Source organism: Thermostichus sp. OS-CIW-31 (genome assembly GCF_054060305.1).
On record NZ_JBSSDA010000015.1, the window covers coordinates 13,303 to 36,734 of the forward strand.

Annotated in this window: 20 protein-coding genes and 2 pseudogenes; 13 read left to right on the top strand and 9 right to left on the bottom strand. The window is 58.7% G+C overall.

Annotated elements, in window-relative coordinates; genetic code table 11:
• Window positions 1-19: 19 nt before the first annotated feature.
• Entirely contained in the window at window positions 20-949 is a 930-nt protein-coding gene (gene murQ, locus ACVWY9_RS09670) for an N-acetylmuramic acid 6-phosphate etherase (protein ID WP_457388206.1), read from the bottom strand.
• A gap of 377 nt (window positions 950-1,326) precedes the next feature.
• Between murQ and ACVWY9_RS09675 the strand changes: the two genes are divergently transcribed.
• On the top strand, window positions 1,327-2,718 hold the full coding sequence (locus ACVWY9_RS09675; protein WP_457388239.1) for a histidine phosphatase family protein: 1,392 nt from the start codon (window positions 1,327-1,329) through the stop codon (window positions 2,716-2,718).
• A gap of 2 nt (window positions 2,719-2,720) precedes the next feature.
• Window positions 2,721-4,091 (top strand): dihydroorotase, encoded by a 1,371-nt coding sequence (locus tag ACVWY9_RS09680; RefSeq protein ID WP_457388207.1) that lies wholly within the window; start codon window positions 2,721-2,723, stop codon window positions 4,089-4,091.
• Between the two features lie 95 nt (window positions 4,092-4,186).
• Here the strand turns inward: ACVWY9_RS09680 and ileS are convergent, their stop codons facing one another.
• Complete coding sequence (gene ileS, locus ACVWY9_RS09685; protein ID WP_457388240.1) at window positions 4,187-6,970, bottom strand: isoleucine--tRNA ligase; 2,784 nt, start codon at window positions 6,968-6,970, stop codon at window positions 4,187-4,189.
• Window positions 6,971-7,793: 823 nt separating this feature from the next.
• Window positions 7,794-8,708, bottom strand: a complete 915-nt coding sequence (locus tag ACVWY9_RS09690) for a hypothetical protein (RefSeq protein ID WP_457388208.1) — start codon at window positions 8,706-8,708, stop codon at window positions 7,794-7,796.
• 120 nt (window positions 8,709-8,828) lie between these two features.
• On the opposite strand from ACVWY9_RS09690, the gene ACVWY9_RS09695 reads away from it, so the two are divergent.
• The gene (locus tag ACVWY9_RS09695; protein ID WP_011432658.1) at window positions 8,829-9,203 is read left to right on the top strand and encodes a rhodanese-like domain-containing protein; all 375 of its coding nucleotides are present in this window, start codon (window positions 8,829-8,831) and stop codon (window positions 9,201-9,203) included.
• Between the two features lie 160 nt (window positions 9,204-9,363).
• On the top strand, window positions 9,364-11,166 hold the full coding sequence (locus ACVWY9_RS09700) for an aminopeptidase P family protein (RefSeq protein WP_457388209.1): 1,803 nt from the start codon (window positions 9,364-9,366) through the stop codon (window positions 11,164-11,166).
• Between the two features lie 27 nt (window positions 11,167-11,193).
• Here ACVWY9_RS09700 and rlmN read toward each other — a convergent pair whose 3' ends face one another.
• Window positions 11,194-12,252: a 23S rRNA (adenine(2503)-C(2))-methyltransferase RlmN gene (gene rlmN, locus ACVWY9_RS09705; protein WP_457388210.1), complete on the bottom strand. Its 1,059-nt coding sequence runs from the start codon at window positions 12,250-12,252 to the stop codon at window positions 11,194-11,196.
• A 719-nt stretch (window positions 12,253-12,971) separates the two neighbouring features.
• Between rlmN and ACVWY9_RS09710 the strand changes: the two genes are divergently transcribed.
• From ACVWY9_RS09710 to ACVWY9_RS09745, 8 genes and pseudogenes are all read left to right on the top strand, one after another.
• Complete coding sequence (locus tag ACVWY9_RS09710; protein ID WP_457388211.1) at window positions 12,972-13,628, top strand: CpcT/CpeT family chromophore lyase; 657 nt, start codon at window positions 12,972-12,974, stop codon at window positions 13,626-13,628.
• The gene (locus ACVWY9_RS09715; protein ID WP_457388212.1) at window positions 13,603-13,743 is read left to right on the top strand and encodes a hypothetical protein; all 141 of its coding nucleotides are present in this window, start codon (window positions 13,603-13,605) and stop codon (window positions 13,741-13,743) included. Before ACVWY9_RS09710 ends, ACVWY9_RS09715 begins: the two co-directional genes overlap by 26 nt.
• A 54-nt stretch (window positions 13,744-13,797) precedes the next feature.
• Window positions 13,798-14,223, top strand: a pseudogene (locus ACVWY9_RS09720) (YihY/virulence factor BrkB family protein).
• Complete coding sequence (locus ACVWY9_RS09725; RefSeq protein WP_457388213.1) at window positions 14,220-14,624, top strand: YihY/virulence factor BrkB family protein; 405 nt, start codon at window positions 14,220-14,222, stop codon at window positions 14,622-14,624. The pseudogene ACVWY9_RS09720 and the gene ACVWY9_RS09725 overlap by 4 nt, the downstream one beginning before the upstream one ends.
• 24 nt (window positions 14,625-14,648) lie before the next feature.
• The gene (locus ACVWY9_RS09730) at window positions 14,649-15,740 is read left to right on the top strand and encodes an L-threonylcarbamoyladenylate synthase (protein WP_457388214.1); all 1,092 of its coding nucleotides are present in this window, start codon (window positions 14,649-14,651) and stop codon (window positions 15,738-15,740) included.
• A 14-nt stretch (window positions 15,741-15,754) separates the two neighbouring features.
• Window positions 15,755-16,294: a 5-(carboxyamino)imidazole ribonucleotide mutase gene (gene purE, locus ACVWY9_RS09735; protein ID WP_414384463.1), complete on the top strand. Its 540-nt coding sequence runs from the start codon at window positions 15,755-15,757 to the stop codon at window positions 16,292-16,294.
• A 66-nt stretch (window positions 16,295-16,360) separates the two neighbouring features.
• On the top strand, window positions 16,361-17,119 hold the full coding sequence (locus ACVWY9_RS09740) for a hypothetical protein (RefSeq protein WP_457388215.1): 759 nt from the start codon (window positions 16,361-16,363) through the stop codon (window positions 17,117-17,119).
• A gap of 616 nt (window positions 17,120-17,735) precedes the next feature.
• On the top strand, window positions 17,736-18,416 hold the full coding sequence (locus ACVWY9_RS09745; protein WP_457388216.1) for a DUF3318 domain-containing protein: 681 nt from the start codon (window positions 17,736-17,738) through the stop codon (window positions 18,414-18,416).
• Window positions 18,417-18,449: 33 nt separating this feature from the next.
• Here ACVWY9_RS09745 and ACVWY9_RS09750 read toward each other — a convergent pair whose 3' ends face one another.
• The 5 genes and pseudogenes from ACVWY9_RS09750 to ACVWY9_RS09770 all read right to left on the bottom strand — a co-directional run bounded on the left by ACVWY9_RS09750 (window position 18,450) and on the right by ACVWY9_RS09770 (window position 22,447).
• Window positions 18,450-19,355 (bottom strand): BREX system ATP-binding domain-containing protein, encoded by a 906-nt coding sequence (locus ACVWY9_RS09750; protein ID WP_457388244.1) that lies wholly within the window; start codon window positions 19,353-19,355, stop codon window positions 18,450-18,452.
• An 87-nt stretch (window positions 19,356-19,442) separates the two neighbouring features.
• Window positions 19,443-19,730: pseudogene (locus tag ACVWY9_RS09755) on the bottom strand (BREX system ATP-binding domain-containing protein); the annotation flags it as partial.
• A complete protein-coding gene (locus ACVWY9_RS09760; RefSeq protein WP_457388217.1) occupies window positions 19,703-20,653 on the bottom strand; it encodes a hypothetical protein in 951 nt (316 codons plus the stop codon). The gene ACVWY9_RS09760 and the pseudogene ACVWY9_RS09755, both read right to left, overlap by 28 nt.
• Entirely contained in the window at window positions 20,650-20,919 is a 270-nt protein-coding gene (locus ACVWY9_RS09765) for a hypothetical protein (protein ID WP_238376915.1), read from the bottom strand. The genes ACVWY9_RS09760 and ACVWY9_RS09765 overlap by 4 nt, the downstream gene beginning before the upstream one ends.
• A 574-nt stretch (window positions 20,920-21,493) precedes the next feature.
• A complete protein-coding gene (locus ACVWY9_RS09770; RefSeq protein ID WP_414400684.1) occupies window positions 21,494-22,447 on the bottom strand; it encodes an asparaginase in 954 nt (317 codons plus the stop codon).
• Between the two features lie 142 nt (window positions 22,448-22,589).
• On the opposite strand from ACVWY9_RS09770, the gene ACVWY9_RS09775 reads away from it, so the two are divergent.
• The gene (locus ACVWY9_RS09775; RefSeq protein ID WP_457388218.1) at window positions 22,590-23,384 is read left to right on the top strand and encodes a sirohydrochlorin chelatase; all 795 of its coding nucleotides are present in this window, start codon (window positions 22,590-22,592) and stop codon (window positions 23,382-23,384) included.
• Window positions 23,385-23,432 lie beyond the last annotated feature (48 nt).

A 23,432-nucleotide genomic window follows, 5' to 3' on the forward strand; every position in this document is an offset into this window, starting at 1 on the left:
ACAAGCCATTCAACTATTGTCACCGCCGCTGCGCCAGAACGGAATCAAGCACCTGGCGAATGTTGCCCTGGGCCTGTTGCAAGTGCTGACGAGCTTCCTGAGCAGAGCACCCCATCAAGGCCACAAGGATGGCGGTTTTCACCTCTCCATCACAAGCCTGCAGCAATTGGGCAGCCGCGGCGGGATCCAGATCGCAGGCTAGGGCCACCATTCGCTCCGCCCGTTGCTTGAGCTTGGCATTGCTGGCCTGGAGATCCACCATTAGGTTGCCATAGGTCTTGCCCAAGCGGATCATCACTCCAGTGGAGATCGTGTTCAACACCAGCTTTTGGGCTGTGCCGGCTTTCATGCGGGTGGATCCGAGGATCACCTCCGGCCCCACCAAAGGGGCAATGGCAATGTCCACCTGCTCGGTTAGCGGGGAAGGGTGGTTACAGGCCAGGCCAATCGTGAGCGCCCCCATGCTCCTAGCGGCTTGGATCCCACCCAGCACATAGGGGGTACGACCGCTGGCGGCAATTCCCACAACACTATCTTGAGCTTGGAGGTGAAGACCCTCCAGCGCGCGGGCAGCCGCTTCCGCGTCGTCCTCTGCACCCTCTACCGCCTGGGTCAGGGCTTTTTCCCCCCCGGCGATCAAAGCCACCACCTGTGCGGGGGAAGTGCCAAAAGTGGGTGGGCACTCAGCCGCATCCAGTACCCCCAGCCGACCTGAGGTTCCTGCCCCGATATAGATCAGCCGCCCGCCGTGACGCATCCGCTGGGCAATGGCATCGATGGCTTGGGCAATCGGCTCCGCCTGAGCAGCCACCGCTTCCGGCACCTGCCGATCCTCGGCGTTGATCCGTTTCACCAGTTCCCAGGTGCTGAGACGGTCGATCTCGGCTGTAGCCGGGTTGGGGCTTTCGGTCAGGGATCCGGGATCCCAAGCCAATTGTGGAGAAACCATGGCAGCGCTTGTCCAGGCAAGAGGGATCCGCCTTCAGGGATCCTACACTTTGTCTTCTCGGATTCTATCGGTGGCAGGGGGCTCTCCTGAGGGAGCAGTGGAGGGAAAAACTGCGCCAACAGCACCACAACAAGGGCAAGGAGCACCAAGCCGGCCCCCTTCGCCAACGTCCATTCAACCAAAACCTCTGCCAGCGGAAACGCAGCGCGGCCATTCTCCAAAGATGCCCCCATCACAAGCGGCGACCAGCCCAAATACGCCTCAGTCGGCAGCCCAACCGGTGAATTGACGAAGGCGAGCGCCGCCCAGTGGCGGTACTCTAGAAGGTGTTCTAAGGACTCCGTCCCGCTACTGCGATGAGTAAGTCCATGCAAGCGATGGCAAGGACTCCGTCCCGCTACCGCGACCAGCCTGCCCTGCGCATCTTGATCGTGCGCCATGGTGAGAGCACCTTCAACCTGGAAAATCGCATCCAAGGCCGCTCCGATCTCTCCCGGCTCACCCCCACTGGAGAAGTGCAGGCGCAGCGTGTAGCCGAGGCCCTGGCCGGGATCCCGTTGGATTGCGCCTATTGCAGCCCCCTGTCTCGCGCCCTCGATACCGCTCGCGTCATTTTGAAAGACCGAGAAGGGATCCCTCTGCACATCACCGATCAACTGCGGGAGATCGACCTGACGGCCTGGGAAGGGCTGACCTTTGCCGAGGTGCAGGAGAAATACCCCGAAGATTACCATCTGTGGCGGCACCATCCCGACAACCTGGAGCTGGAGGGCCGCTTTCCGGTGCGGGATCTCTGGCAGCAGGCGCAGGGGTTTTGGGAAATGCTGGCTTTCCATCTGCAATCGGCTTCGGGCCCCTGGAACCATGGAGCGGATCCCTCCCCAAGGCAGCCCCTCAATATCCTCATCGTGGGCCACAGCGGCATCAATCGCGCCCTGGTCAGCACCGCCATCGGCCTGGGGCCACACCACTATCACCGCCTCGGGCAGGATAACTGCGCCATCAGCGTTCTCAATTTTCCCGAGGGCCTGCAGGGGCCGCCACAACTGGAATCTCTGAACATCACCGCTCACCTCGGCCAAGCCCTGCCCAAGCGCAAGCAGGGGATGCGCATCTTGCTGGTGCGGCATGGGGAAACCCAATGGAACCGAGAGCGCCGTTTTCAAGGGCAGCGGGATATCCCCCTCAATGCCACCGGGGAGGAACAGGCAGCCAAGGTGGCAGAATTTTTGGCCACTCAACCTCTGCAACTGGCCTTCTCCAGCCCCCTGAAGCGCCCTTGGGCCACAGCCGATGCCATCTGCAGCAACCACAGCAACCTCATTTTGCGCCCAATGCCCGACTTGCAAGAGATCTGCCACGGCGACTGGGAGGGCAAGCTGCAAAGCGAAGTCGAAGCCGAATACCCCGGCGAGCTGGAGCGCTGGCAACGGGATCCCGCCAGTGTGCAGATGCCCAATGGGGAAAACCTTCACCAGGTGTGGGAGCGCACTCGCTCCGCTTGGCAGGAGCTTTTGGCCATCACCGCAGCCCAGTTTCCTCAGGGCACGGCGGTTGTTGTTGCCCACGATGCCATCAACAAGGCGATCATCTGTCAGTTGTTCGACCTTTCCCCCCAAGCCTTTTGGATCTTCAAGCAGGGGAATGGCGCCATTACGGTGATCGACTATCCAGAAGGCAAGGAGGGTGCCCCGGTTTTGAAGGTGTTGAACCTCACCACCCATCTGTCGGGCCAGATCTTGGACTGCACCACCGCTGGAGCTTTGTAAAGATGGGCTCATCCCCTCTCCGCGAGCTAACAGGACGACTAACAGGACAAAATGTGCATCTCCAGGGAGTGCGCCTGTTGGATCCTTGGCGTCAGCGGGATGAAGTAACCGATGTGTGGTTGCAAGAGGGTCGTCTGCGGGCCACCGAGCCGGCAGGGATCCCTGCCGACATCCCCACCATCGATGGCTCAGGCTGGGTAGTGGGGCCGGGTTTGCTGGATCTGTATGCCCACAGCGGCGAGATGGTTGGCAACGGTCGCGTAAGCGGTGCGGAGCACTTTCTGGCCCACAGTCGGGAAACCCTGACCTCTTTGGCTGCAGCGGCTTTGGCGGGAGGCTTTACCCAGGTGGGGCTTCTGCCCACCCCCCTTCCCGGAAGCGGCTTTTTTCCGGTGCTGGATCGCCCGGAACACCTGAACCGCTACCCCCGCCAATTGGGGGATCCCCGCTGGCTGCCCTGGGCTGCCCTGAGCGTGGGTGGCCAAGGAGAAACTCCAACCCCCTGGGGAGAACTGGCGCAAGCGGGAGCAGTTGGCTTTGCAGAGGTTCAGCCACTGCGCTCCTTGGCTTTGGTGCGGCGGGCTCTGGAGTATTTGCGGCTGGAGAATAAACCCCTGCTGCTCTGGGCCTGGGATCCCACCTTGGCCGGGCAAGGTAGCCTCTACGAAGGGATCTGGGCGCTGCGCCTGGGGCTGAAAGGGATCCCTGCCAGTGCTGAAACTGCCGCTCTGGCCCGTCTCTTGGAGGTGATCAGGAGCGTTCCTTCCCCTCCGCCTGTGCATATTATGCGCCTGAGCCAAGCCCGCAGCCTGGAGCTGATCCAACAGGCCCAAGCCGAAGGACTGCCGGTTACCGCCAGCGCCACTTGGATGCACCTGATCTTGTCCGAAGAGGCCGTCTTTGAGCACCGCTACGATCCCCACCTTCGCCTTCTGCCCCCTCTTCCCAGCGCTGGCGACCGAGAGGCTCTGATCGCCGGGATCCGTTCCGGCAACTTGGGGATCGCTACGGATCACCACCCCTACACCTACGAAGAGAAAACGCTGCCCTTTGCCGATGCCCCGCCGGGGGCGATGGGCCTGGAGCTGGCTCTGCCGCTGCTGTGGCAACATTTGGTGGCAACGGGATCCCTGACGGCGCTGCAACTGTGGTCTGCCCTCAGCCTGTACCCGGCCCGCTGCCTAAACCTAGATCCGCCCACCCTTACCCCCCACAGCGACTGGGTGCTGTTTGATCCCACCCACCCTTGGACGGTTTCTGTTGCCACTCTCCACTCCCGATCGCCAGCGACTCCCTGGCTGGAGAAAACCCTGTGCGGCAAGGTGTTGCACACCCATGTCGAGGGGATCCCATCCCGCAGCTCTGCCCCTTGATCCCGAAGAAGGCCGACAAGACCTGTCCGGAGAAAGAGCCAATTCAAAGAGGGGGATCCCTTCCCGCCAGCAGGACGAGTCCTTAATTCAAAAATTCAAAACTCCCCCGCCAGAGCGGCTACGCAACGCTCACACAGCTCTGGATGTTCGGCAAATTCCCCCACACGGGTGGAATAGTTCCAGCAGCGCACGCACTTTTGGCCGTCAGCCGGAAAAACAGAGACCTCCAAGCCTTGACCTGAGGTTTTCTCCAGTTCCACCTGTGAGGTGATGAACAAGTAGCGCAACTCGGCAGCCCGCTCCTGCAAAAGAGCGTATAGGCTGGGATCCGCTACCTTCAGGATTACCTTGGCCTCGGTGGAAGCGCCGATGGGCTTAAAGGACTCCGTCCCGCTAACGCGACCGGTACGGGCTTGCTCCAGAGCCTTGTTCACCTCTTGGCGCACCTCTCGCAGCTGCTCCCAAATGGCCGCCAACTGGGGATCCCGCCAGTGCTCCGGCAGCTTCATCCACCCCCCCTCAAACACCGAACGGGTGGGCTTGGGATAGGGCAGATGGCTCCAAATCTCTTCGGCCAGGTGGGAGAGAACGGGGGCGATGGCCTTGGCCAAGTTCTCCAGCAACAGGGAGAGCACCGTTTGACATTGGCGCCGCCGCAGACTTTGGGCATGGCTAATGTAGAGGCGATCCTTGGCAATATCCAGGTAAAAGTTGGAGAGATCCACCACACAGAAGTTCTGAATCGCCTGGAAAAAGCGGTAGAACTGATAGCTGGCAAAAGATTCGCCGATCTCGGATCCCACCTCGTGCAGGCGGTGCAAAATGTAGCGGTCTAGCTCCGTCAAGGCTGCAAAAGGAACGGCATCCTGAGTTGGATTGAAATCGTAGAGGTTGCTCAGCAAAAAGCGAGCTGTGTTGCGGATTTTGCGATACACATCCGCCATTTGCCCAAGAATGGTCTTGCCCAGCGGCACATCCCCGGAGTAGTCCACACTGGAGACCCATAGGCGCAGCACATCTGCCCCATAGGCGGGATCCGTCTGGGGATCTTTGCCGCCGTTGATTAACACCAGCGGATCGATGACATTGCCCAGGGACTTGCTCATTTTCTGGCCTTTCTCGTCCAGCACAAACCCATGGGTGAGCACCGCCTTGTAGGGGGCATGGCCGTTGACGGCCACGGAGGTAAGCAAACTGGATTGGAACCAGCCCCGGTGTTGGTCGGAGCCCTCCAAATATAGATCCACCGGGTAGCCCAACCCCTGCGCCTTGGCCACCGCTGCCCAGGAGGAGCCGGAGTCAAACCAGACATCCATGGTGTCCATCCCTTTGCGGTAGGTGCGGCCATTGTGGCGGTACTTCTCCGGCAGCAACTCCTCCACCGGGCGCTTCCACCAGGCGTCGGATCCCTCTTGGGCGAAGATGGCCTTGATGTGGTCGAGGGTCTCGGCGGTGAGCAAGGGCTCGCCGGTTTCTTCGTCGTAAAAGACGGGGATGGGCACGCCCCAAGCCCGCTGGCGGGAAATACACCAATCCGAGCGCTCCGACACCATAGCAGTGATGCGGTTCTCCCCGATGGCCGGGATCCATTTCACGGTTTTAATGGCCTGCAGGGCCAGCTCCCGGAAGCCAGCTACAGACGCAAACCACTGCTCGGTGGCCCGGAAAATCGTTGGCTCTTTCGTGCGCCAGTCGTAGGGATATTTGTGGTTGTAGGGTTCTTCCTTGAGCAAAGCCCCCGCAGCCTGCAGAGCCTGGATGACAGCAGCATTGCCGCTGGTCTCCGGCTTTTTCGAGAGCACATCCAACCCGACGAACTGGGATCCGGCCTCGGCGGTAAATCTCCCCTGATCGTCCACAGGGCTGAGAATGGGCAGACCATACTTTTGGCCGGTTTTGAAGTCATCTTCCCCATGCCCCGGAGCTGTGTGCACAATGCCGGTGCCGGACTCGGTGGTGACGTAGTCCCCCAGCACGCAGAGGCTGGCGCGGTCAAAGAGGGGGTGCCGTCCTTGACTGTATTCCAGGGCGGATCCCGGCAGGGTGGCCTTGATCTCCAGAGGCGTCTCCAGAACCTTCTCCAGCCGCTCCCGCAGATCGGCGGCGATCAACAGCAGGCCGAAGCGGGGAGACTCCACCACTGCATAGGTGAGCTTGGGGCTAAAGCAGAGAGCCAGGTTGGCCGGGATCGTCCAAGGGGTGGTGGTCCAGATGGCTGCCCGCAGGCCCGGCATGAAGGGCTCCAAAACCGGCTGCGCCGCCGGACTCAGGCTCTGCAGGGGAAAGGCCACGTAGATGCTGGGGGAGATGTGGTTGTCAGGGTACTCCAGCTCCGCTTCCGCCAGAGCCGTCTGGGAGCTGGGGCTCCAGTGGACGGGTTTGAGGCCGCGGTAGATGTAGCCCTTGAGGGCCATTTGTCCAAACACCTCAATTTGTGCGGCTTCGTACTCCGGCGACAGCGTCAGGTAGGGCCGATCCCAGGATCCCCATACCCCCAGGCGCTGAAAACTGGCCCGCTGCACATCAACGTAGTGCAGGGCGTACTCCTTGGCTTTTTGTCGCAGCTGCAGAGGGGTGAGGTTTTCCCGCTCCTGCGGGGTGAGGCTTTGCAACACTTTCAGTTCGATGGGCAGGCCGTGGCAATCCCAGCCGGGCACGTAGCGCACCTTGCGCCCCTGCAGGATGTGGTACTTGTTGACGATATCCTTGAGGATCTTGTTGAGGGTGGTGCCCATGTGGATATCGCCATTGGCGTAGGGCGGTCCATCGTGCAGGACAAAGGGATCCCCAGGATTGTGGTCGGCAAGGCGCTGGTAGATTTGCTCTTCCTGCCAAAAGGCTTGAATGGCGGGTTCTCTCTTGGCGGCCTCTGCCCGCATGGGAAACTGAGTTTGGGGCAGGTTGAGGGTACTTTTGTAGTCCACGGCAACTCGAGCCAACTAGAGGGCGTCCTTCTATCCTACGCTGTTGCCTTATCCTCAGCAGTCCATCCCTCACCCCTCTTGTGGGACAGGGGATCCGAAGCCCACGGTCACCCAGAGCGCCTGGAGCTCTCAAACGGCTCCAACAAACCACCGCATGAACTCCCTGATCGAGAAAACGAGAAAACAAGAAAAGATTTGTGCTAGTCTCAGGGTGTCGTTTAGTAAGGGAGGTTCCTGCGGATGCCAGATAGTAGTAGTTGTAAGGGTCGTCAAGTTGGGTTCAGCCGGCTGTGCGCCGGGGCTGTTCTCTAACGGTCTGAACTTAGATCCTTCAGTCTGCTGAAGAGTCTTCGCGTTCTGGCTCGCTTGGAGTTCCTCCCGGCAGTCAGGTTCCAGTTGAAGGCCCGCTAGACCGCTCTTTCCCTGACCGCCTGTTGTTGCCTTGGGGGTGGGAGAGAGCGGATAGTTTTGCAGATAGCTGTAGCGGGGCTTGGAATGGACGGGCGTCTAAAGATGCCAGTGTTTCTTGAGGTTGGGTCCTTTCAAGACACCTCGACCCAACCTTTCGAGACCCCTCGGGATTGTTCGGTCAATTGCTGGCAGGAGTGGGGCGATCCACCACCGGAGCACCAAGGGAGTCGCCGCTATCGCAACCGCTCAAAAATAGGGCCAGCACCAGAAAGCAAACAAGCTGAGGGGCGCATAGTTTCCCATCTTAACAAGCTCAACTGCCTGTCCAGATTACCCCAGAGCCATTCCTCATCATCCTGAAGATTTCCTAAGGGACGGTGGGGATGGCCAGGGATCCCTCCAGAGCCAAGCGATCGCTGACGATAAGACGCCGACTCTCCAGCGTGATGCCGGTTTGGTTAACCAACATCACAGAAATCCACTCAGAACGGGGTTCTTGCGGAGCATCTGCCTGTAGGAAGATCCCTCCGGCCTGTAGAGGTTCGAGAGCAAACGAGGTCACCTCTGGGTAGCCCGCCCCGGCAACGGGTTGTTCGGCAACGGCGCCCAACAGCAAAGAGTGGGTGAGAGGCTCTGCCACAATCGCCTGCAGCGAATAGGTGGATCCCGGTTTGACCACCTCCGGCAGGTTCAAGGTGACGGTGGGAGGGGCAGATCCAGAGGTGAGGGTGCTGGCCTCCCGCAGCACTTCTTGGTCAATCAACAGCAGTTGTCCGGGATTGGCTGGATCCGGGCGATAGCGATTGCGCACCAGAGCAGAGGCTTTTACCTGAAAGTCCCCCCGCACCGAGGATTGGGATCCCTCTACTTGGCTGAGAATATCCGCAACAATCTCAGGGCCCACCTGCCGCCAGGAGAGGATCTGGGCCGAATAGGTGAGCTTGGGATGAGAGCTCCACAGCTTGCGGATGGCACCTTCCACCTCTTCCCGGTCCAGCCCATCTCGGTGGCGGAAGTCGGGGCTGTAGCCGGCCATCACCCCTGGCAAATCCCGCCGGTTGGCGGCGGCCACCTGCTGGCTTAGCCACTCCACCAGGGCGGCTGGCGGTGGGCTGGAAACTTGCCGCTGGATCCCACTTTCTAGGGGCATCGGGGCAGCTTGGGCCCAAGCCGAGGACTCCGTCCGGCTGACGTGACCGGCTGTCAATCCAAGGGGGATGCTCCAGCTCACGGCCAGAGCAAGGGGCCAAAGCAGTTGCGGAAAGTTAGATCGGGATTTCAAGCCATGGGCCTCCAGCCAGCAAATCTGGATCCCAGTCTAGCCTTAGGGCAGTTGGGATCCCAAAGTCCAGACCAGATAAGATCGATTGGAATAAGCTTTGGCTCATAGCGCCTGTTCTCCATGGCTCCCCAGCACTCTCCAGCTTTCTTGGCCCTGGTCAACGAGGCCAAAAGCCGCATCCAAGAACTGACAGTCGAGCAGGTCAGGCAAAAACAACTGCAAGGGGATCCCTTCTATTTTGTGGATGTGCGGGAAGAGTCGGAGTGGCAAGCCGGCCACGCTGCCGGAGCCATCCACTTGAGCAAAGGGATCATTGAGCGGGACATCGAGAGGGTGATCCCCGACAAAGAAGCGGAGATCGTCCTGTACTGCGGCGGCGGGTTTCGTTCGGCGTTGGCAGCCGATAATCTACAGAAAATGGGCTATCGTCGGGTGATCTCGATGGATGGGGGCATGCGGGCTTGGCGGGAAGCGGGTTTTCCTGAGGAGCGCTAGAGCTGGCGGATTTCTTCCCTCACCCATAGGAAGAGGGAGGTATTGGCTGCTATCTGGCTGCTATCTGAAATGGCCGACCACTGAAGGCGGGAAGTGGGGGCGGCCCAACCTTGTTTAGAATGGCGATAGCCTGGCCGTTTAGCTTTGCCCTACTCCTGCCATGCTCCAAACCCTGCCCCGCCTGGATGTTGCTGCCCGTTTGCAGCAGTTGCGCCAGCTTCTGCGAGAACAAGATCTGGATGGCTTTTGGGTTCCCTCTGCTGATGAGCATCTCAATGAGTATTTGCCGGAACATCGCAAGCGGCGCCAGTGGATCACAGGCTTTACCGGCTCGGTGGGGGATGCCTTGATCACCCGGGACAGGGCTTGGCTGTGGGTAGATCCCCGCTATCACGAACAGGCGGAGCGGGAGGTGGATCCCAACCTATTCACAGTGATCAAAGGAGGTCTGCCGAATCAGCCCAGCCTGATGGAGATTGTGGAGGAGCTGGGATCCGGCTTTCGCCTGGGGGTGGATCCCTTTACGGTGGCAGTGGCCACCTATCGCCAGTTGCAGGCCCATGCCCAAGCGGGAGGGGTGCTCTTGATCCCGGTCATGGAAAACTTGGTGGATAAGCTGGCTCAGGGATCCGCTCCTGTCGCTCCCTTTGACCGGCCCATTGACTCGGTACCCACCCACCTAAGCGGGGCCACCCCTGCAGAAAAGCTGGCCCAAGTCCGGCAGGAGATGCGCCGCAAGCGGGTGGGACTGTTGCCCCTGACCAAATTGGATCAGGTGGCCTGGCTGTTTAACCTGCGGGGATCCGACATCCCCTACAACCCAGTGTTTTGGGCCTATGCTTTGGTCAGCCCAGATAGAGCGGCTCTATTCACAGATCTGGAGCGGCTCAGCCCCCCATCTCGGCAATTTCTGGCAGAAGCCGGGGTGGAACTCTGGCCCTACGAGACCTACAGCCAACAACTGCCCCAATGGGCCAAGAGCTATGCGCCGGTGGGCTTGGATCCCAAGCAGACCACCCAGGGCACTCAAGAGCTGCTGCAGGATGCGAGCTGCCGCGAGCTGGAGCACCCAGTAGAAGCCCTCAAGGCCGTGAAAAACCCCACCGAGCTGGAACAGATGCGCCTGGCCAACCGCAAAGCCAGCCGGGCCAAGATCCGTACCCTGGCCTGGATCGACCGGCAAATCCAACAGGGGATCCCCATCAGCGAAGCCGATGTGGCCGCCATCATGGAGGCCCATTACCGGGAGGAAGGGGAGTGGGTGGGCCTGAGCTTTAACACCATTGCCGGCGCCGGCGCCAACAGCTCCATCATCCACTACAGCACTCCGGATCCCCAAAAGCTGCTGCAGCCGGGCGAACTGTTTTTGTTGGACTCCGGATCCCACTACTTGGGGGGCACCACCGACGATACCCGCACCGTTTGGATTGGCCCGCAACCCGCGGATCCCTTGTGCAAGCGGCGCTATACCGAGGTGCTCAAGGCCCACATTCAATGCGCCCGCCAGATCTTCCCCCCCGACACCTATGGAGTCTCGTTGGATGGGATCGCCCGCTCTACCCTTTGGCAGGCCGGGCTGGACTATGGCCATGGCACCGGCCACGGTGTCGGCGCCTTTTTGAATGTCCACGAGGGGCCCAACGGGATCCACCGCCGCGCCAACACCCCTCTCAAAGTGGGCATGATCAACAGCATCGAGCCGGGCTACTACCAGCCGGGATGGGGTGGGATCCGCCTGGAGAACCTCTACGAGGTGATTGCGATTCCCGAGCCCGAGGGCTGGATGGGCTTTCGCTCCCTAACTTGGATCCCTTTTGATGGGCGCTTAATCGATTGGGAACTGTTAAACGAGGTGCAGCGAGCCTGGCTGGACGAGTATCACCGGCAGGTTTACGTCATGCACCACGCCACCTTGCCAGAACAGGATGCCGCCTGGTTACGACGCGCCTGCGGACTGAGCTGATGTACTCGCGCAAGCGTTGCGCGGCGATTACAAATCCCCTGGCAAAGAACGCAGGAAGGATCCCCGCAGTTGACCACATGCGGCATTGCCATCCAAACCACGGGTTTGGCGCACAGTGGCCCGCACTTGGTGCTGTTCGAGCTGGCGGACGAACTCTCTGACCCGTGTCGGGTGGGGGCGTTGATAGTCGGCTCCAGAGATAGGGTTGTAAGGGATCAGGTTCACGTGCAGTTGCACCCCTGACCGGCTGGCCTGCTGCAGCAATTGCGCCAGTTGGCGGGCATGAATGGGCAGATCGTTGACCCCCGACAGCAGGGTATATTCAAAACTGACTCGCCGCCCGGTGCGCAGCATGTAGTCGCGGCAATCCTGGATCAGAGTGTCCAGAGGGTAGTGGGCTGCCGAAGGGATCAGCTGTTGCCGCAGGTCTTGATTGGGGGCATGCAAGCTGACGGCCAGGGTAACTTGCAGATCCTGCTGCGCCAGCCAGGCAATTTGCCGGGGTACCCCCACCGTCGAGAGGGTGATATGCCGTTGGCCGATGCCGATATCTCGATTCAGGCTGCGGATGGCTTGTACCACCGTATCGCGGTTGAGCAGGGGTTCCCCCATGCCCATAAAGACCACATGGCTGACGCGACGGCCAAAATCTTCCTGCACCGTCAACACCTGATCCAGAATCTCGTGCAGCTCTAGGTTGCGCCGGTAGCCCATCTTGCCGGTGGCACAGAAATCGCAGGCCATCGGGCAGCCCACCTGAGAAGAGACGCAGACCGTCAGACGCTTGGCCGTTGGGATCCCTACCGTTTCGATCAACTGCCCATCCGCCAACCCCAGCAGAAACTTCACAGTACCATCGCGGGCCTCTGTCCGCTGCACAATGCGCGAGCGTCCCACTGGGTAGCTTTGCACCGCCTCTCGCCAAGCCCTAGGAAACACCGTCACCTGTTCCAGGGAGCGGATCCCTTTTTGGTAGATCCAAGCATGCAGTTGTTGCCCGCGATAGGCCGGCTGTCCTTGGGCAACCGCCCAGTCTTTCAGAGCAGACAAGGATTGCCCCAGCAGCGGAATGGGTAGGGCCGACATCAATACCATCTTAGACGAGATCTCAAGAGCATGACTCTAGTCAATAATAAGCTCAACTATACTGAAAATAATGTATAATATGTTCAGTACGGATTACTACCAGTTGATCTTTCTGTTTACTTTCGAGTCTGCCAACATGGTAGCCAAAGCAAAGCAGAAAATTGGTAGTAAGACGACACGGAAACTGCGCTTTGGGTATTCTACTCAAAGCTTTGCGGGATACCGCCATTCTGTTTGGACTCCGTCCCGCTAACGCGAATGGAAACAAGCAGAATGCTATCGCTGCATAGTTGAACAGTGATGTTCAGCAGTGTTCAGCGTAAATGTATCAGGCACAGGAGTCCGGCTCCTCTACTCTAGCCTGTCCCTGCAACCCAATCCCCTTCAAGAACTCCGTCCGAGTGGCGCGAACGGCCTCGTCGCCACAGGGTTGCGGTTCCCCTGCCCATGGCAACAACTCCGCCAGAGACAGGGCGGGTGACGGTAAGCAACAATGCTCTCTTAAATCCCTTAAATTCCCTTAAATCAAGTTGCCCAAGGGCTTTTCCACCCCGCACTCAAGTACAGGGCTACCAAGCTATTCCCTGGTGTAGTTTTGTAGAGTGTGTTATGGAGTGCGCCATCGGGACGGAGTCCCTGACAGTTGGACAAAGTCTGCAGGATCAGGAGCGCTCGATCTGAATCTTCTCGATTTCAATCCATTGAATCCATCTGAACCTATGTCTGTTTCCCCCCAACTGGCCCAACTGGCCACCTGGATGGCAGGGCACTTCAACAACCTGCAGCAGGCGCTCGCAGAGCCCGTCTGGTTTGCCAACATTCATGTGTACCAATGTCCCTTGCCTTGGTCGGTGTTGCAGGGGGTGGGGTTTTATGTGGAGCAACTGTACGACATTTATCCTGAGCAGCCTTACCGACAGCGGGTGATCCACCTCTTCGATACTCCAGATGGGATCCGGATTCAAAACTATGCTCTGACAGCTCCTGACTCCTACAGGTGCGCCGGTCGGGAGTTGTTGCTAAGCAACGCTTACGCGAAGGGGAAATTGGCCGGTCTGACAGCAGCGGAGTTGGAACTCTTGCCCGGCTGTGTCACCCAAGTGGAATGGACGGGATCCTGCTATCGGGGCCGCAGCCTGCCCGGCAAAGGCTGTATTGTTGAACGCAAAGGCAGAACCACCTATTTGTACAGCGAGTTTGAGATCGGAGCCGACTACTTTCACAGCTTGGATCAAGGTCGGGATCCGGAGACCGATCAAGTGATCTGGGGATCCCTATCCGGGCCTTTTCGGTTTGTCAAAAAACAGGATTTTTCCCAGTACCTACCGCAGTGGGCTGAAGTGCTGAACCATGAGGCTGCTGGAGCAACTGGTTGAGCAGCTGCGGGCGCTGGGGATCCCGTTCGCGTCGTCAGGACGGACTTCCCGGCGAGAGTTGGTCTGGCTAACCCTGCGGTTGGCCTGGGAAAACGCGATGCGCTACCGGCTGTAAGGACTCCGTCCCGCTTACGCGATTGGCCTGGCCTCTGAAATGGCCTACAGCTCGATGTTGGCGCTGTTCCCCTTCATCCTCACGCTCCTGACCGGGGTTGGGCTGTTTGTCGGCTCCTCTGAGCAAGCCTTCGAGCGCTTGATGGAGCAGTTGAGCCAAATTGCTCCCCAAGAGGCCCTGACGCTTTTGGATCGGTATGTGCGCGAGCTCCGCTTCGGGCAAAAAAGTGCTCCGCACCGCTGACGCGAACGGGGGTTGTTGTCGCTCGGCTTCTTGGGCACCCTGTGGGCTGCTTCTGGAGCCATGGGGGCGGTGATGACAGCTTTGGATCTCAGCCATGAGATCCCTCAAGATAGGCGCCGTCCCTTCTGGAGACGCAAGCTGATCTCGCTGGTTTGGATGCTCGCCACCCTGGGGTTGACCGGACTGGCCAGCTTGATCTTTTTGTTCAGTGCCAGCTTTTGCGCTTCTTGGCCATGAAAGCGAGATCCTTAGCGCAGGAAGTTGGCGGGCCGACTCAGTTGGATCCCTTGCGAGAGCTGGGGTTGAACTTGTGGGGGATCCTCACCTGGCCGATTTCGCTGGGGTTGGTCGTCTTCTCCTGCTGGGTGCTGTATCGATTTGGCCCCAGCTTGCGCCGACCCCAAATGCCGATTTGGCCGGGAGCCATCGTGGCCAGCCTACTATGGGTTGGGGTGTCTTGGGGGCTGCGGATTTACGTGGAGCACTTTGGGCAGTTCAACCAAGTCTACGGGGCGGTGGGGGCAGTTATTGTGCTGCTGCTCTGGGTTTGGCTCACTTCCTTGGCGCTGCTGTTTGGGGATCAAATCAACATCGCCCTCTACCAGGCGCAAAAATGGATTGCAGAACGGGATCCCTAGCCCCACCCCAAATCCGAGTTATGGATGCAGACGGAAATTCTCTCGCCCACTCCTGAGCACATTGCCGTAGCGGCTGCGGCCTTGCTGCGGGGCCAGTTGGTGGCCATCCCCACGGAGACGGTTTACGGCCTGGCGGGCCATGGCTTGGATGAGCAGGCAGTGGCGAACATTTTTGCCGCCAAGGAGCGCCCCCGCTTCGATCCCCTGATCCTGCATCTGCCGGCTGGGGTGACCCTAGAGCAATTGCAGGGGTGGCTGGTGGACGTGTCGGCTTTTACTCCCGCCGCCCGTGCTCTGCTGGGATCCCTGATCGACACCTTCTGGCCGGGGCCCCTGACTTTGGTGCTGCCCAAGTGTCCCACCGTGCCGGATCTGGTGAGCAGCGGGTTGCCTACTGTTGCCCTGCGGGTGCCTGCTCACCCGGTGGCTCAAGCTTTGTTGCAGGCAGTGCAAACCCCTTTGGCTGCCCCCAGTGCCAATCGCTTTGGCCGCATCAGCCCCACCTCAGCCCAGGCCGTCTATGCAGAGTTGGGAGGGCGGATCCCCTACATCTTGGACGGGGGAGAGTGTGCCGTGGGCCTAGAATCCACCGTGCTGAAGCTCAGCCCCGAAGGGATCCCAACGCTGCTGCGCCCAGGAGGGATCCCACTGGAAGCCCTGGAGGCCCACCTGGGGTTGCCCATCCGGTTGCCCCCAGAACAGGCCCCCAAGGATGGCACAACGGGCCCGCCAGAAGCGCCGGGACGACTGAGCAGCCACTATGCCCCCAGTAAGCCCCTCCGGCTTTTGCCCACCCCTTTTGCCCAGCTTCAGCCCGGCGATTGGCAACAGGTGCAGCACCTGACAACCGGTCATTCCCACCTGGGCATCCTCAGCTTTGCCACGGATCCGCAGGCTCTGCTGAACACCCTCTCCCGCCATTGGCCGGGGATCACTTTCAGTTTGGAGTGCTTGGGTTCGGATCCCAAGGCAGCCGCCCGCGCCCTCTTTGCCAGCCTGCGCCGACTGGATGAGGGAGATGCTACGCTCCTGCTGGCAGAGCCCCCACCCATCTCGACGGGGTTGGGCTATGCGATGATGGATCGGCTACGCCGGGCCAGCAGCCTTTCGCGTTAGCGTCGCTTAGCGATATGGAACTCTCCCCCCTCGTTGCCATCGTAATGGGTAGCGATTCCGATTTGCCCACCCTTGCACCTGCCGCCCAGGTGTGTGAGGAGTTTGGGATCCCTTACCAATTGCAGATCCTCAGCGCCCATCGCACTCCCGAGGCGATGGTAGAGTTTGCCCGCTGCGCCCATACCCAAGGGATCCGCGTCATCATTGCCGGGGCAGGGGGAGCAGCCCATTTGCCGGGGATGGTGGCCTCTCTCACCCCCCTGCCGGTGATCGGGGTGCCGGTGCTCAGCCCATCCCTGCAGGGGATCGACTCCCTGTACTCAATTGTGCAAATGCCCAAAGGGATCCCGGTGGCCACGGTGGCCATTGGCAACGGCTACAACGCGGGTCTGTTGGCGGTGCAGATCCTAGCCAGTGGGGATCCCGATCTGCTCCGGCGGGTGATCGCCTATCGGGAAAGCCTAAAACAGGCGGTGCAGGAGAAAAACGACCAGTTGCAAACCCAAGGGTGGAAAGCCTACCTCGACTCTATAAAGCATAAGAGCATAATTTAAGGAGCGTTGATCTATCTTGCCGCTTGCAAAGGGCCAGATAGGGCCGAGTTTTGGGAGTTGCCATCGGTGAAGCATCAATCGGGTCGCCCTTCTTCCGGCCAGGGATCCTGGCCAGAATATCTGCAGCGGGTGGGGCGTGGGGCAGTGGAGACGGGATCCCAAGTTGCTCTGTGGATCCTATCGGGGCCACAGTGGCGGGTTTTGGCTCTGTCGGCCTTGGCGTTGGCAGGGCTGGCCTTCTGGAATGGGCGGCTGGCGCTCTCTCTGGGGGTGGGCACCTTGGTGATGTTGGGGCTACAGGGGGTGCGCAGCCCTGAGTTCAACCGCCGCTGGCAGGAGTGGCAAGCTTGGTTTCGGCAGGCGGACCGCTGGCTTTTGCTGGCAATTGGTTCGGGAGCAGCCGCCACCTTGGGCACCTACACCCTCATCTCCATCTGGGCAGAATCCACCCAACGCTGGCTGGCCACCGGCGCCATTTTACAGGGATTGGCCACCCTAGCCTTGTTGTCGCTGCTGTTTGGGGAGTGGCTCAGCCGCCGACAAGAGCGGCAACGGTCTCAATTGGAGCGCGATCTCAGCGACGTTGCCTCTCCCGATCCCTTCCGACGGCTGGCGGGCGTTCGCCGCTTGCAGAGCTTAATGTCCCACCTGGATCCCGAGCAAACCCGGCTGGCGGTGGATTATCTGCGGTTGGCCCTCGACCAAGAGACGGTAGCGGTTGTGCGGGAAGCCCTGCTGGAGGCCCTACAGGGATGGGGGATCCTGCGCCGCCTCAACGATTTGACCAATCTCAAACACCCCAGCAGGGATCCCTCTTCAAACTAAGATAACGGCTGTCTTGGTCCTCAAGGGTTTGACTGGGATGATAAATTCAGTCCCTTGGGCAATCCGCCAAATAGATTGCTCACCTCAGGTTTAGCTAAACCGCCGAGAAGCCCCGCGCTGTATGCGTAGCAACCCTGCGGGAAGCTAGCTACAGGGTCGGGAGTATGTTACGCGGCATACCCCCTTTCCATCTAGGCTCAGGCTTGTCCCTGATACATTCGCGCTGAACTCTCCTGAACATGGTTCAGGAAAGAAGCGATCGCATCCTGCCTATCTCTGTTCGCGTCAGCGGGACGGAGTCCAAACAGGAAGGCGGTATCCCGCAAAGCCCTGAGGAATACCCCCCGAGCGCTTTCCCCCTTCACTTCCCGGCAACCGTTGCGGTGGACTCAAGGATCAGGGGGAAACTTGGTCTACTATATCCCTCTCAATGACTTTTGCCAAACCGCCTAAAGCTCAGTAAATTCAGCAAAGTTCAGGGTTTTGGGGGTTAGAGGCATGCTCTGCCGCCAGCCCTATTGCAAAAAGCTTGCTTAGAGCTGGCCTGCAAGGAAGGCTAGAATCTTTTACTATGGGTAATCCTCTCCGGCCGCTCCCTTAGCCGCACTGTGCCAGCATGTATACCATTTCCGACTTTGACCGCCTGATCCAGTTTCTCCCAGTGGAGATCCGCCCTGAAGTGCAGATCGAGATCGGCACCCCTGACCAGTCTCGGGTTGTGCAGCCGTTGTGGCGCTTCCCCTGGCAAAAGTACTCTCGCTTTGCCATTGACCTCAGCCGTTGGCAGAAGCTGAGCCCTGACCAGCAGAAGATCTACTTCTTGCGAGAAGCGGTGATGGCCACAGAGCTGGCTTTGGGGGATAACTGGTCGGCGTTGTTGCTGTATCCCGCCTTGATCGGGGCCGGCAGCATGGGCATTTTGGTAGAGCTGCAGATGGGAGATAACCTCGGCGTTGGCTTAGCAGCAGGCTTGGCCGCGTCAGCGGTGTTTCTGTTGCGCAAAGCGGAGAAGGGCCAGAAGGCCCAGGTGGCAGCCGACGAGTTTGCTGTGCGCTATGCCTCCCAGAATGGCTACACCTCCGAACAGGCAGCTTCCATTTTGCTAAGTGCGCTGCAGCAGGTGGCTATTCTAGAAGATCGCGTTAAAACTGACTACGACACCACCATGCGCCACCGCAACCTGGAGTTTTTGGCGCAGCGAGGCCTGGGAGCTGGCACCCTGACCATCAACCCCAAGTACCGCAACAAGGGGCAAAGCTCCAGCCCGAATCCTTTCCAAAACCCTTTCCAGCGCTGAGGCCTCTCAAAGCTAGTTAGGGACTGACTGGGCTTATTCTTCGTCCTCTTCCAACTCTGGAAGCTCCTCAGTTGGGGTAGACTTGATCGCCTCATCTTCTACAATCACAATTTCTGTATCGGGGCTGTAATACCGACGCACATCCCACTCCGTAATCCAGCGGCGAATAATTGACCGCACAGTGGTTGTGCTGTAGAGCTCAGGAAGCTGTGGCAGCGATGGGCGTACCCAATCGGGATAAGCTTTCTGGTAGAGATCCGCTACCCTATGCCACATGGATTGAATGTCCTCGCGGGCTTCTAAGCAGGAACAGAGAGGGGTAGCTTGGCTAATAGCCTCCATGCCGGCCTTTACGACTTCCTCAGACATATGCTTCTGGAGAGCTATCTTAGGTGCTTTCTCCCAATCTCCTTTTTCTTGTAGAATGACCCTCTCGAAATCGCGGGTTACTGCTCCTACGAAAACCAGCGGAGCTTTCTTTATTTCTTCAGGCAGGGTTGTTGTACCAAACAAGTGCCCAAGAACGCGGTACGACTTGACCCGCTGAAGAAGACTGTACTGGGCAATAAGCTCAATCTCATCCACCAAAACCACCAAGCCCCCAAACCCTATGGCCCGACATAGCTGGGCACAGAAGGCCAGGCGCTGCCAGTGTAGGCTTTCTGCAGGGGGTAGCTTGCCAATGGGATAAGCACCTGCCAAGCCGTGATCCCGTAGGCTTCGCCTTACCTCTGAGGACTTCAGAGTGGGCTCACCAGCCCAAAAGCGGACAATGGCGTCTAGCTTCTCGTCATCGCCTCCTAACCTTTGGTACAGAGCCAAGGTGGCCGGCCACCAGCCTGACCCAAACTGCCACTGGTTAACCCAAAGCTGGAACTCCTGGACAGAAGGCGAGGAGTACTGTAAAGAAGGCGAGGAGTACTGTAGCCGGGCTGCCATGCCTTGGATCCCACGCTCAACCATGTCAGGGAGCTCGACCTGGGCAAGGAGGCGGGGAATCAGGCGATTGGGGTTACCGAGGGGCAACTCTTTGGAGACGACAACTAGGGAGGTGGCAAAATTATTCTTCCTTGCTCGCTCCTGCAGGGTTAGTAGAAGATGGGACTTGCCTGTCCCAAAATCCCCCTTTATCAGCATTCCTGCAGGGCCTGAACTAGCACCCTTGCACAGCTCTTGAAAACCCTCCTCAATCTGAGACTGCCAAGAGCCAAGTTCTGCAACTGCGAACCGGTTAGGAACGCCATTTCGTAGGGCTTCAATGGCCCGCCTAGCTGCAATCGCTACATTCATAGAAGCTGCACCATAGCTGTGCATGGATTAGGCTTTTGAAGAGAAGAAACCTCATTCTCAATTCGAGTTTGCAAAGCTCGATATCTATGATAAGACAGACGCTCAGATTCAATAAACTCTGGAGGAGCTAAGAAAATTAACACAGTTTTTTCTAGTTCACTCTCCGCATCGATAAACTCACGCAAAGTCTCGTAGAGCTCAAGGATTTGTCGACTGGTAAAGTTAGGGCGTCCACTGGGGGTCCGCTCGTAGTAGTGAAGCAAGCTGACAAGGACTGCTACTAAGCCGGATCGTCGTGTAAATAGTCTTAAGAAAGAAAGTAGAATCCCTCGAGCATTTGTCCTGTCAATCTTTCGAAAAATAGCCGCTTCACGCACCCGGCTGATAGAGCTCAGCGTACCTTTAAGCCACTCTTGAATTGCAGAGCATAGACCTTCCAGAGTGCCTGGGCTTTGAAGGGGTTCGTAGACAAGTCGGACTATGGCTTTGCGAAAGTCAAAGGCTAGTGAGTAATCCAGAAAACTACCTCTCTTAATTTCCCGATGAAACTCTAGTTTGATCTCACTGGCTTCAATCTGATAGAATTCGGCCAACTGCTCTAAAGTGCAGTCCTGCAGATCTAGCCTGGGAGGGTATCCAATTTTTTGGAGAATGTTGAAGCGCAGATCTTTGGCAAAAGTCTCCCAATCTACTCTCTGAGCAAGGGCAAACCAAAGCTGTTCGACTGAATGCAGCTTTAAGCACTCCTCTGTCAAATCAAAAATATGAAAGGAATACTGGTTAAGCTTTTCCAGCAGCGCTTTCCGCACCCAAGAGTAGGAATCTTTCGGAACAACGGCCAGCTTGACAGTGGCACCACCTTCAGGGATAAAAGAACGCAAGTAGTCTTCTTCCAGACAGCGCAGCCACAAATCAGGCTCTAGCCGACCCTGGCCCTCTTCGCTCATAGCTTCTCAAACTCCAAAAGATAGTAGGCGTGCTCCACCCCAGCTTCGTCTCGAATGCGGTAGTAGCGACCCGAGCGCGTGCCTGTAGACGCGGAGAAGATCAAGCGGTAGCCCTCCACATGGTTGGTGCCATTTCGATCCAAGAGGTAAAGATGCCGCGTAAACTCCACTTCGGTGTAGTCTGGGTTGTTGAGGTGGAGCACCTCGAAGACATCGCGAGCAGGTACTTGAAGAGAACGAGGCAGCTCTGCGCTTGACTTTCTCAAGTAACCCGCTGCAATTTTTGCCGCTTTCCAGATGCGTTCAAGAACTACCTCTGGATTAGTTTCTTTCCCTTTGGTCATTCTTGCTCGGAGAATCTTCTCTGCAATGGCACTGGGCCGTTGAGAGCGTAGAAGCTTGCGATCTATGCGCACTCCCTCCCTGGAAAAGCGCACTAAGGCGGGGAAAGCTACAAAGACATGGGGGCTTTCCGTAGGCAGCCAAGGCTGGCCGACTCGTTCTCCTACCTCGCTAGCAAGTTCTTCAAGAGAAGTTCTCTCCAAAACCTGCTGGGTTTGTTCAAGGGCTTGTCTTACCGTCTCCACCTGGGAAAGAGCCTCGCTGAGGACAGAGCTACAGCCTTGTAGCTGGCGGCTCAGGGCTGGAACTTGCCCTCCTTTACAAGCGACTTGGGCTTTCCCTGCGGTCTCCTTTGCTTTCTTAGTCAGGGCAAATAGCTTGCCTAGCTCGTCGTCAAGAGTCTTGAAGAGGGCTTCAATCATTAGTTTTTGGGCCTTTTCTTAGAGAAAACTAGCATCACCAAGAGTTTGGGTGCAAGGCCTTCCCACCTCCGGCTCTTCAAGGCATGCGCAGCTCCCCTTCTACTTCTAGGCGGGTGTAGGGGCCGACGCGAAGGAAGCGCTCCCCCAGCATCTCGGCGGCGGCAGGCTGGATCCAGCCCATGCGCTGCAGCAGGTGCAAAGCCAAAGCATATTTGGCCCGTGCAGCTCCATCCTGGACCTTGATGGCCAGGCCCATGCCTTCCCCCACCCGGCCAATGCACTGGATCCCTTCAGCACCCGATTTGCTCACCAGATCCCCTTGAGTAGCCCGCATCAACTCCGTGTCGAAACACCCCTGTCCAGCCACCATCTCCGGGTGATGGGTCATGGCCCGTGCTACCGATTCCAAGTCGGGCCGCTCGCCAGCAGTCAGTTGGGCGAATAGGGAGGCCAGGTGATTCAGTTGCAGTTGGTAGGTGGGCACCCCACAGTCATCCCGCGCAAACAAAAACTCTTCCGAGGGCATTTGCAGCAAATCCGCCAGCTTGGCCCGCACCAGGGCTTGCACCGGATGCTGCCGCTGGGCGTAGTCTGACAAGGTCCAGTTTTGGGCGCGGCTGGCCACGAGCATGCCGGCATGTTTGCCGGAGCAGTTGTGGCACAGGGGGCTGGGCTTGCCGGGTGGGGTGGGGCAGACCAGCAAATCGGGAGACAGATCGGCCCGCCACAGTATACTGAACACCTGCCGCGCATGAGCCGTGGTGCCCTGATGGGATCCGCACATGATGGCAATATCTTTCTCGCTGAGGCGGTAGCGCTCGCGGATGCCGGTGGAGAGCATGGCCAGCGCTTGGAAAGGCTTGAGGGCAGAACGGGCAAAAACAGGGGTGGTGCTGTTGCCGGCCATGGCCAGAGAACGCCCGCGGCTATCGGCCACGACAGCTTGGCAATGATGGATAGATTCGGTCAACCCCTCCCGCAAGACATGGATTAAGAGTTCGGGGGCGGTGGAACGATTCTCAAATGACATGAAAACCTGGGAAAGGGCTGACGAAGCTGGGAAAGAGGGTGTGTACTCTTCAAATCATACGCGCAGATCCTACACGAGAAGTTGGCGGGATCCCCTAAAGTAGCAAAATGGAACCCTTCCGCTCGGATCCGTGACCTCTGCCATGTCCTCCAATCCCCTGGTGTTTTTGGTCTGTCACGGCAGCCGGGATCCCGATTATCAGCAGGCTTTGGCAGATTTGTTGGCCCGGGTGCAGCAGCAGCTAGCTCCTCAAGTGGTGGAGCTGGCCCAGTTGGAAGGTCAGCCTCTCACCCTGGCCGAACAGATTCAAGGACGGCTGGCAGCTTGGCTGGGCGCAGGCCGATCTCCCGATCAAGTGGTGCTGCTGTCGCTGTTTATGGGCGAGGGATCCCATGTGGAAGAGGATTTACCGGCTGCGGTGAAGCAGGTTCAAGCTCGCTGGCCGCGCCTGCCCATCCGGTTAACACCCCCCATTGGCCAGCACCCGGCCCTCCTGGATCTGTTGGTGGCTCGCATTCTGGCTCCACAGCCCTCTTGCTCTGCAACGCTCAGGCAATCCGGCGAACGGGCAGATGCCTGGATTGTGCTTGGCCATGGCAGCCGTCTGCCGGGGTTTGCCGCCCAACTCCAAGCCGGGATCCAAACTGTGCAACGGCGCTTGCCCGAGATCCCCTTGCATGTGGCTTTTGCTGCCCAGTCCCCCACCTTAGAAGCGGTCGTGATCCATTGCTTGCGCCTTAGCCAGTGCCGTCTACGGGTGCTGCCGTTTTCTCTCTTTCCAGGCGGTCTGCTGCGCGCCCTACAAGAACAGGCTCAGCGATTACAGCGGGAATGGCCTCTGCTCCAAATCCAGGTGGAGCCGCCCCTCTGGCGGGATCCTCAACTGATGCAGGCCATTGTGGAGACACTCCAGGCTTTTAGCCCGGCGCTGGAATAGCCGAATCTTTCCCGTTCCCTCAAAATGGATATTTCCAACAGCAATGAC

Coding starts and splice junctions, on each gene's coding strand:
- murQ (WP_457388206.1), bottom strand. CDS start 949: ATGGTTTCTCCACAATTGGCTTGGGATCCCGGATCCCTGACCGAAAGC.
- ACVWY9_RS09675 (WP_457388239.1), top strand. CDS start 1,327: ATGGCAAGGACTCCGTCCCGCTACCGCGACCAGCCTGCCCTGCGCATC.
- ACVWY9_RS09680 (WP_457388207.1), top strand. CDS start 2,721: ATGGGCTCATCCCCTCTCCGCGAGCTAACAGGACGACTAACAGGACAA.
- ileS (WP_457388240.1), bottom strand. CDS start 6,970: ATGCGGGCAGAGGCCGCCAAGAGAGAACCCGCCATTCAAGCCTTTTGG.
- ACVWY9_RS09695 (WP_011432658.1), top strand. CDS start 8,829: ATGGCTCCCCAGCACTCTCCAGCTTTCTTGGCCCTGGTCAACGAGGCC.
- ACVWY9_RS09700 (WP_457388209.1), top strand. CDS start 9,364: ATGCTCCAAACCCTGCCCCGCCTGGATGTTGCTGCCCGTTTGCAGCAG.
- rlmN (WP_457388210.1), bottom strand. CDS start 12,252: ATGTCGGCCCTACCCATTCCGCTGCTGGGGCAATCCTTGTCTGCTCTG.
- ACVWY9_RS09710 (WP_457388211.1), top strand. CDS start 12,972: ATGTCTGTTTCCCCCCAACTGGCCCAACTGGCCACCTGGATGGCAGGG.
- ACVWY9_RS09715 (WP_457388212.1), top strand. CDS start 13,603: ATGAGGCTGCTGGAGCAACTGGTTGAGCAGCTGCGGGCGCTGGGGATC.
- ACVWY9_RS09725 (WP_457388213.1), top strand. CDS start 14,220: ATGAAAGCGAGATCCTTAGCGCAGGAAGTTGGCGGGCCGACTCAGTTG.
- ACVWY9_RS09730 (WP_457388214.1), top strand. CDS start 14,649: ATGCAGACGGAAATTCTCTCGCCCACTCCTGAGCACATTGCCGTAGCG.
- purE (WP_414384463.1), top strand. CDS start 15,755: ATGGAACTCTCCCCCCTCGTTGCCATCGTAATGGGTAGCGATTCCGAT.
- ACVWY9_RS09745 (WP_457388216.1), top strand. CDS start 17,736: ATGTATACCATTTCCGACTTTGACCGCCTGATCCAGTTTCTCCCAGTG.
- ACVWY9_RS09750 (WP_457388244.1), bottom strand. CDS start 19,355: ATGGCAGCCCGGCTACAGTACTCCTCGCCTTCTTTACAGTACTCCTCG.
- ACVWY9_RS09760 (WP_457388217.1), bottom strand. CDS start 20,653: ATGAGCGAAGAGGGCCAGGGTCGGCTAGAGCCTGATTTGTGGCTGCGC.
- ACVWY9_RS09770 (WP_414400684.1), bottom strand. CDS start 22,447: ATGTCATTTGAGAATCGTTCCACCGCCCCCGAACTCTTAATCCATGTC.
- ACVWY9_RS09775 (WP_457388218.1), top strand. CDS start 22,590: ATGTCCTCCAATCCCCTGGTGTTTTTGGTCTGTCACGGCAGCCGGGAT.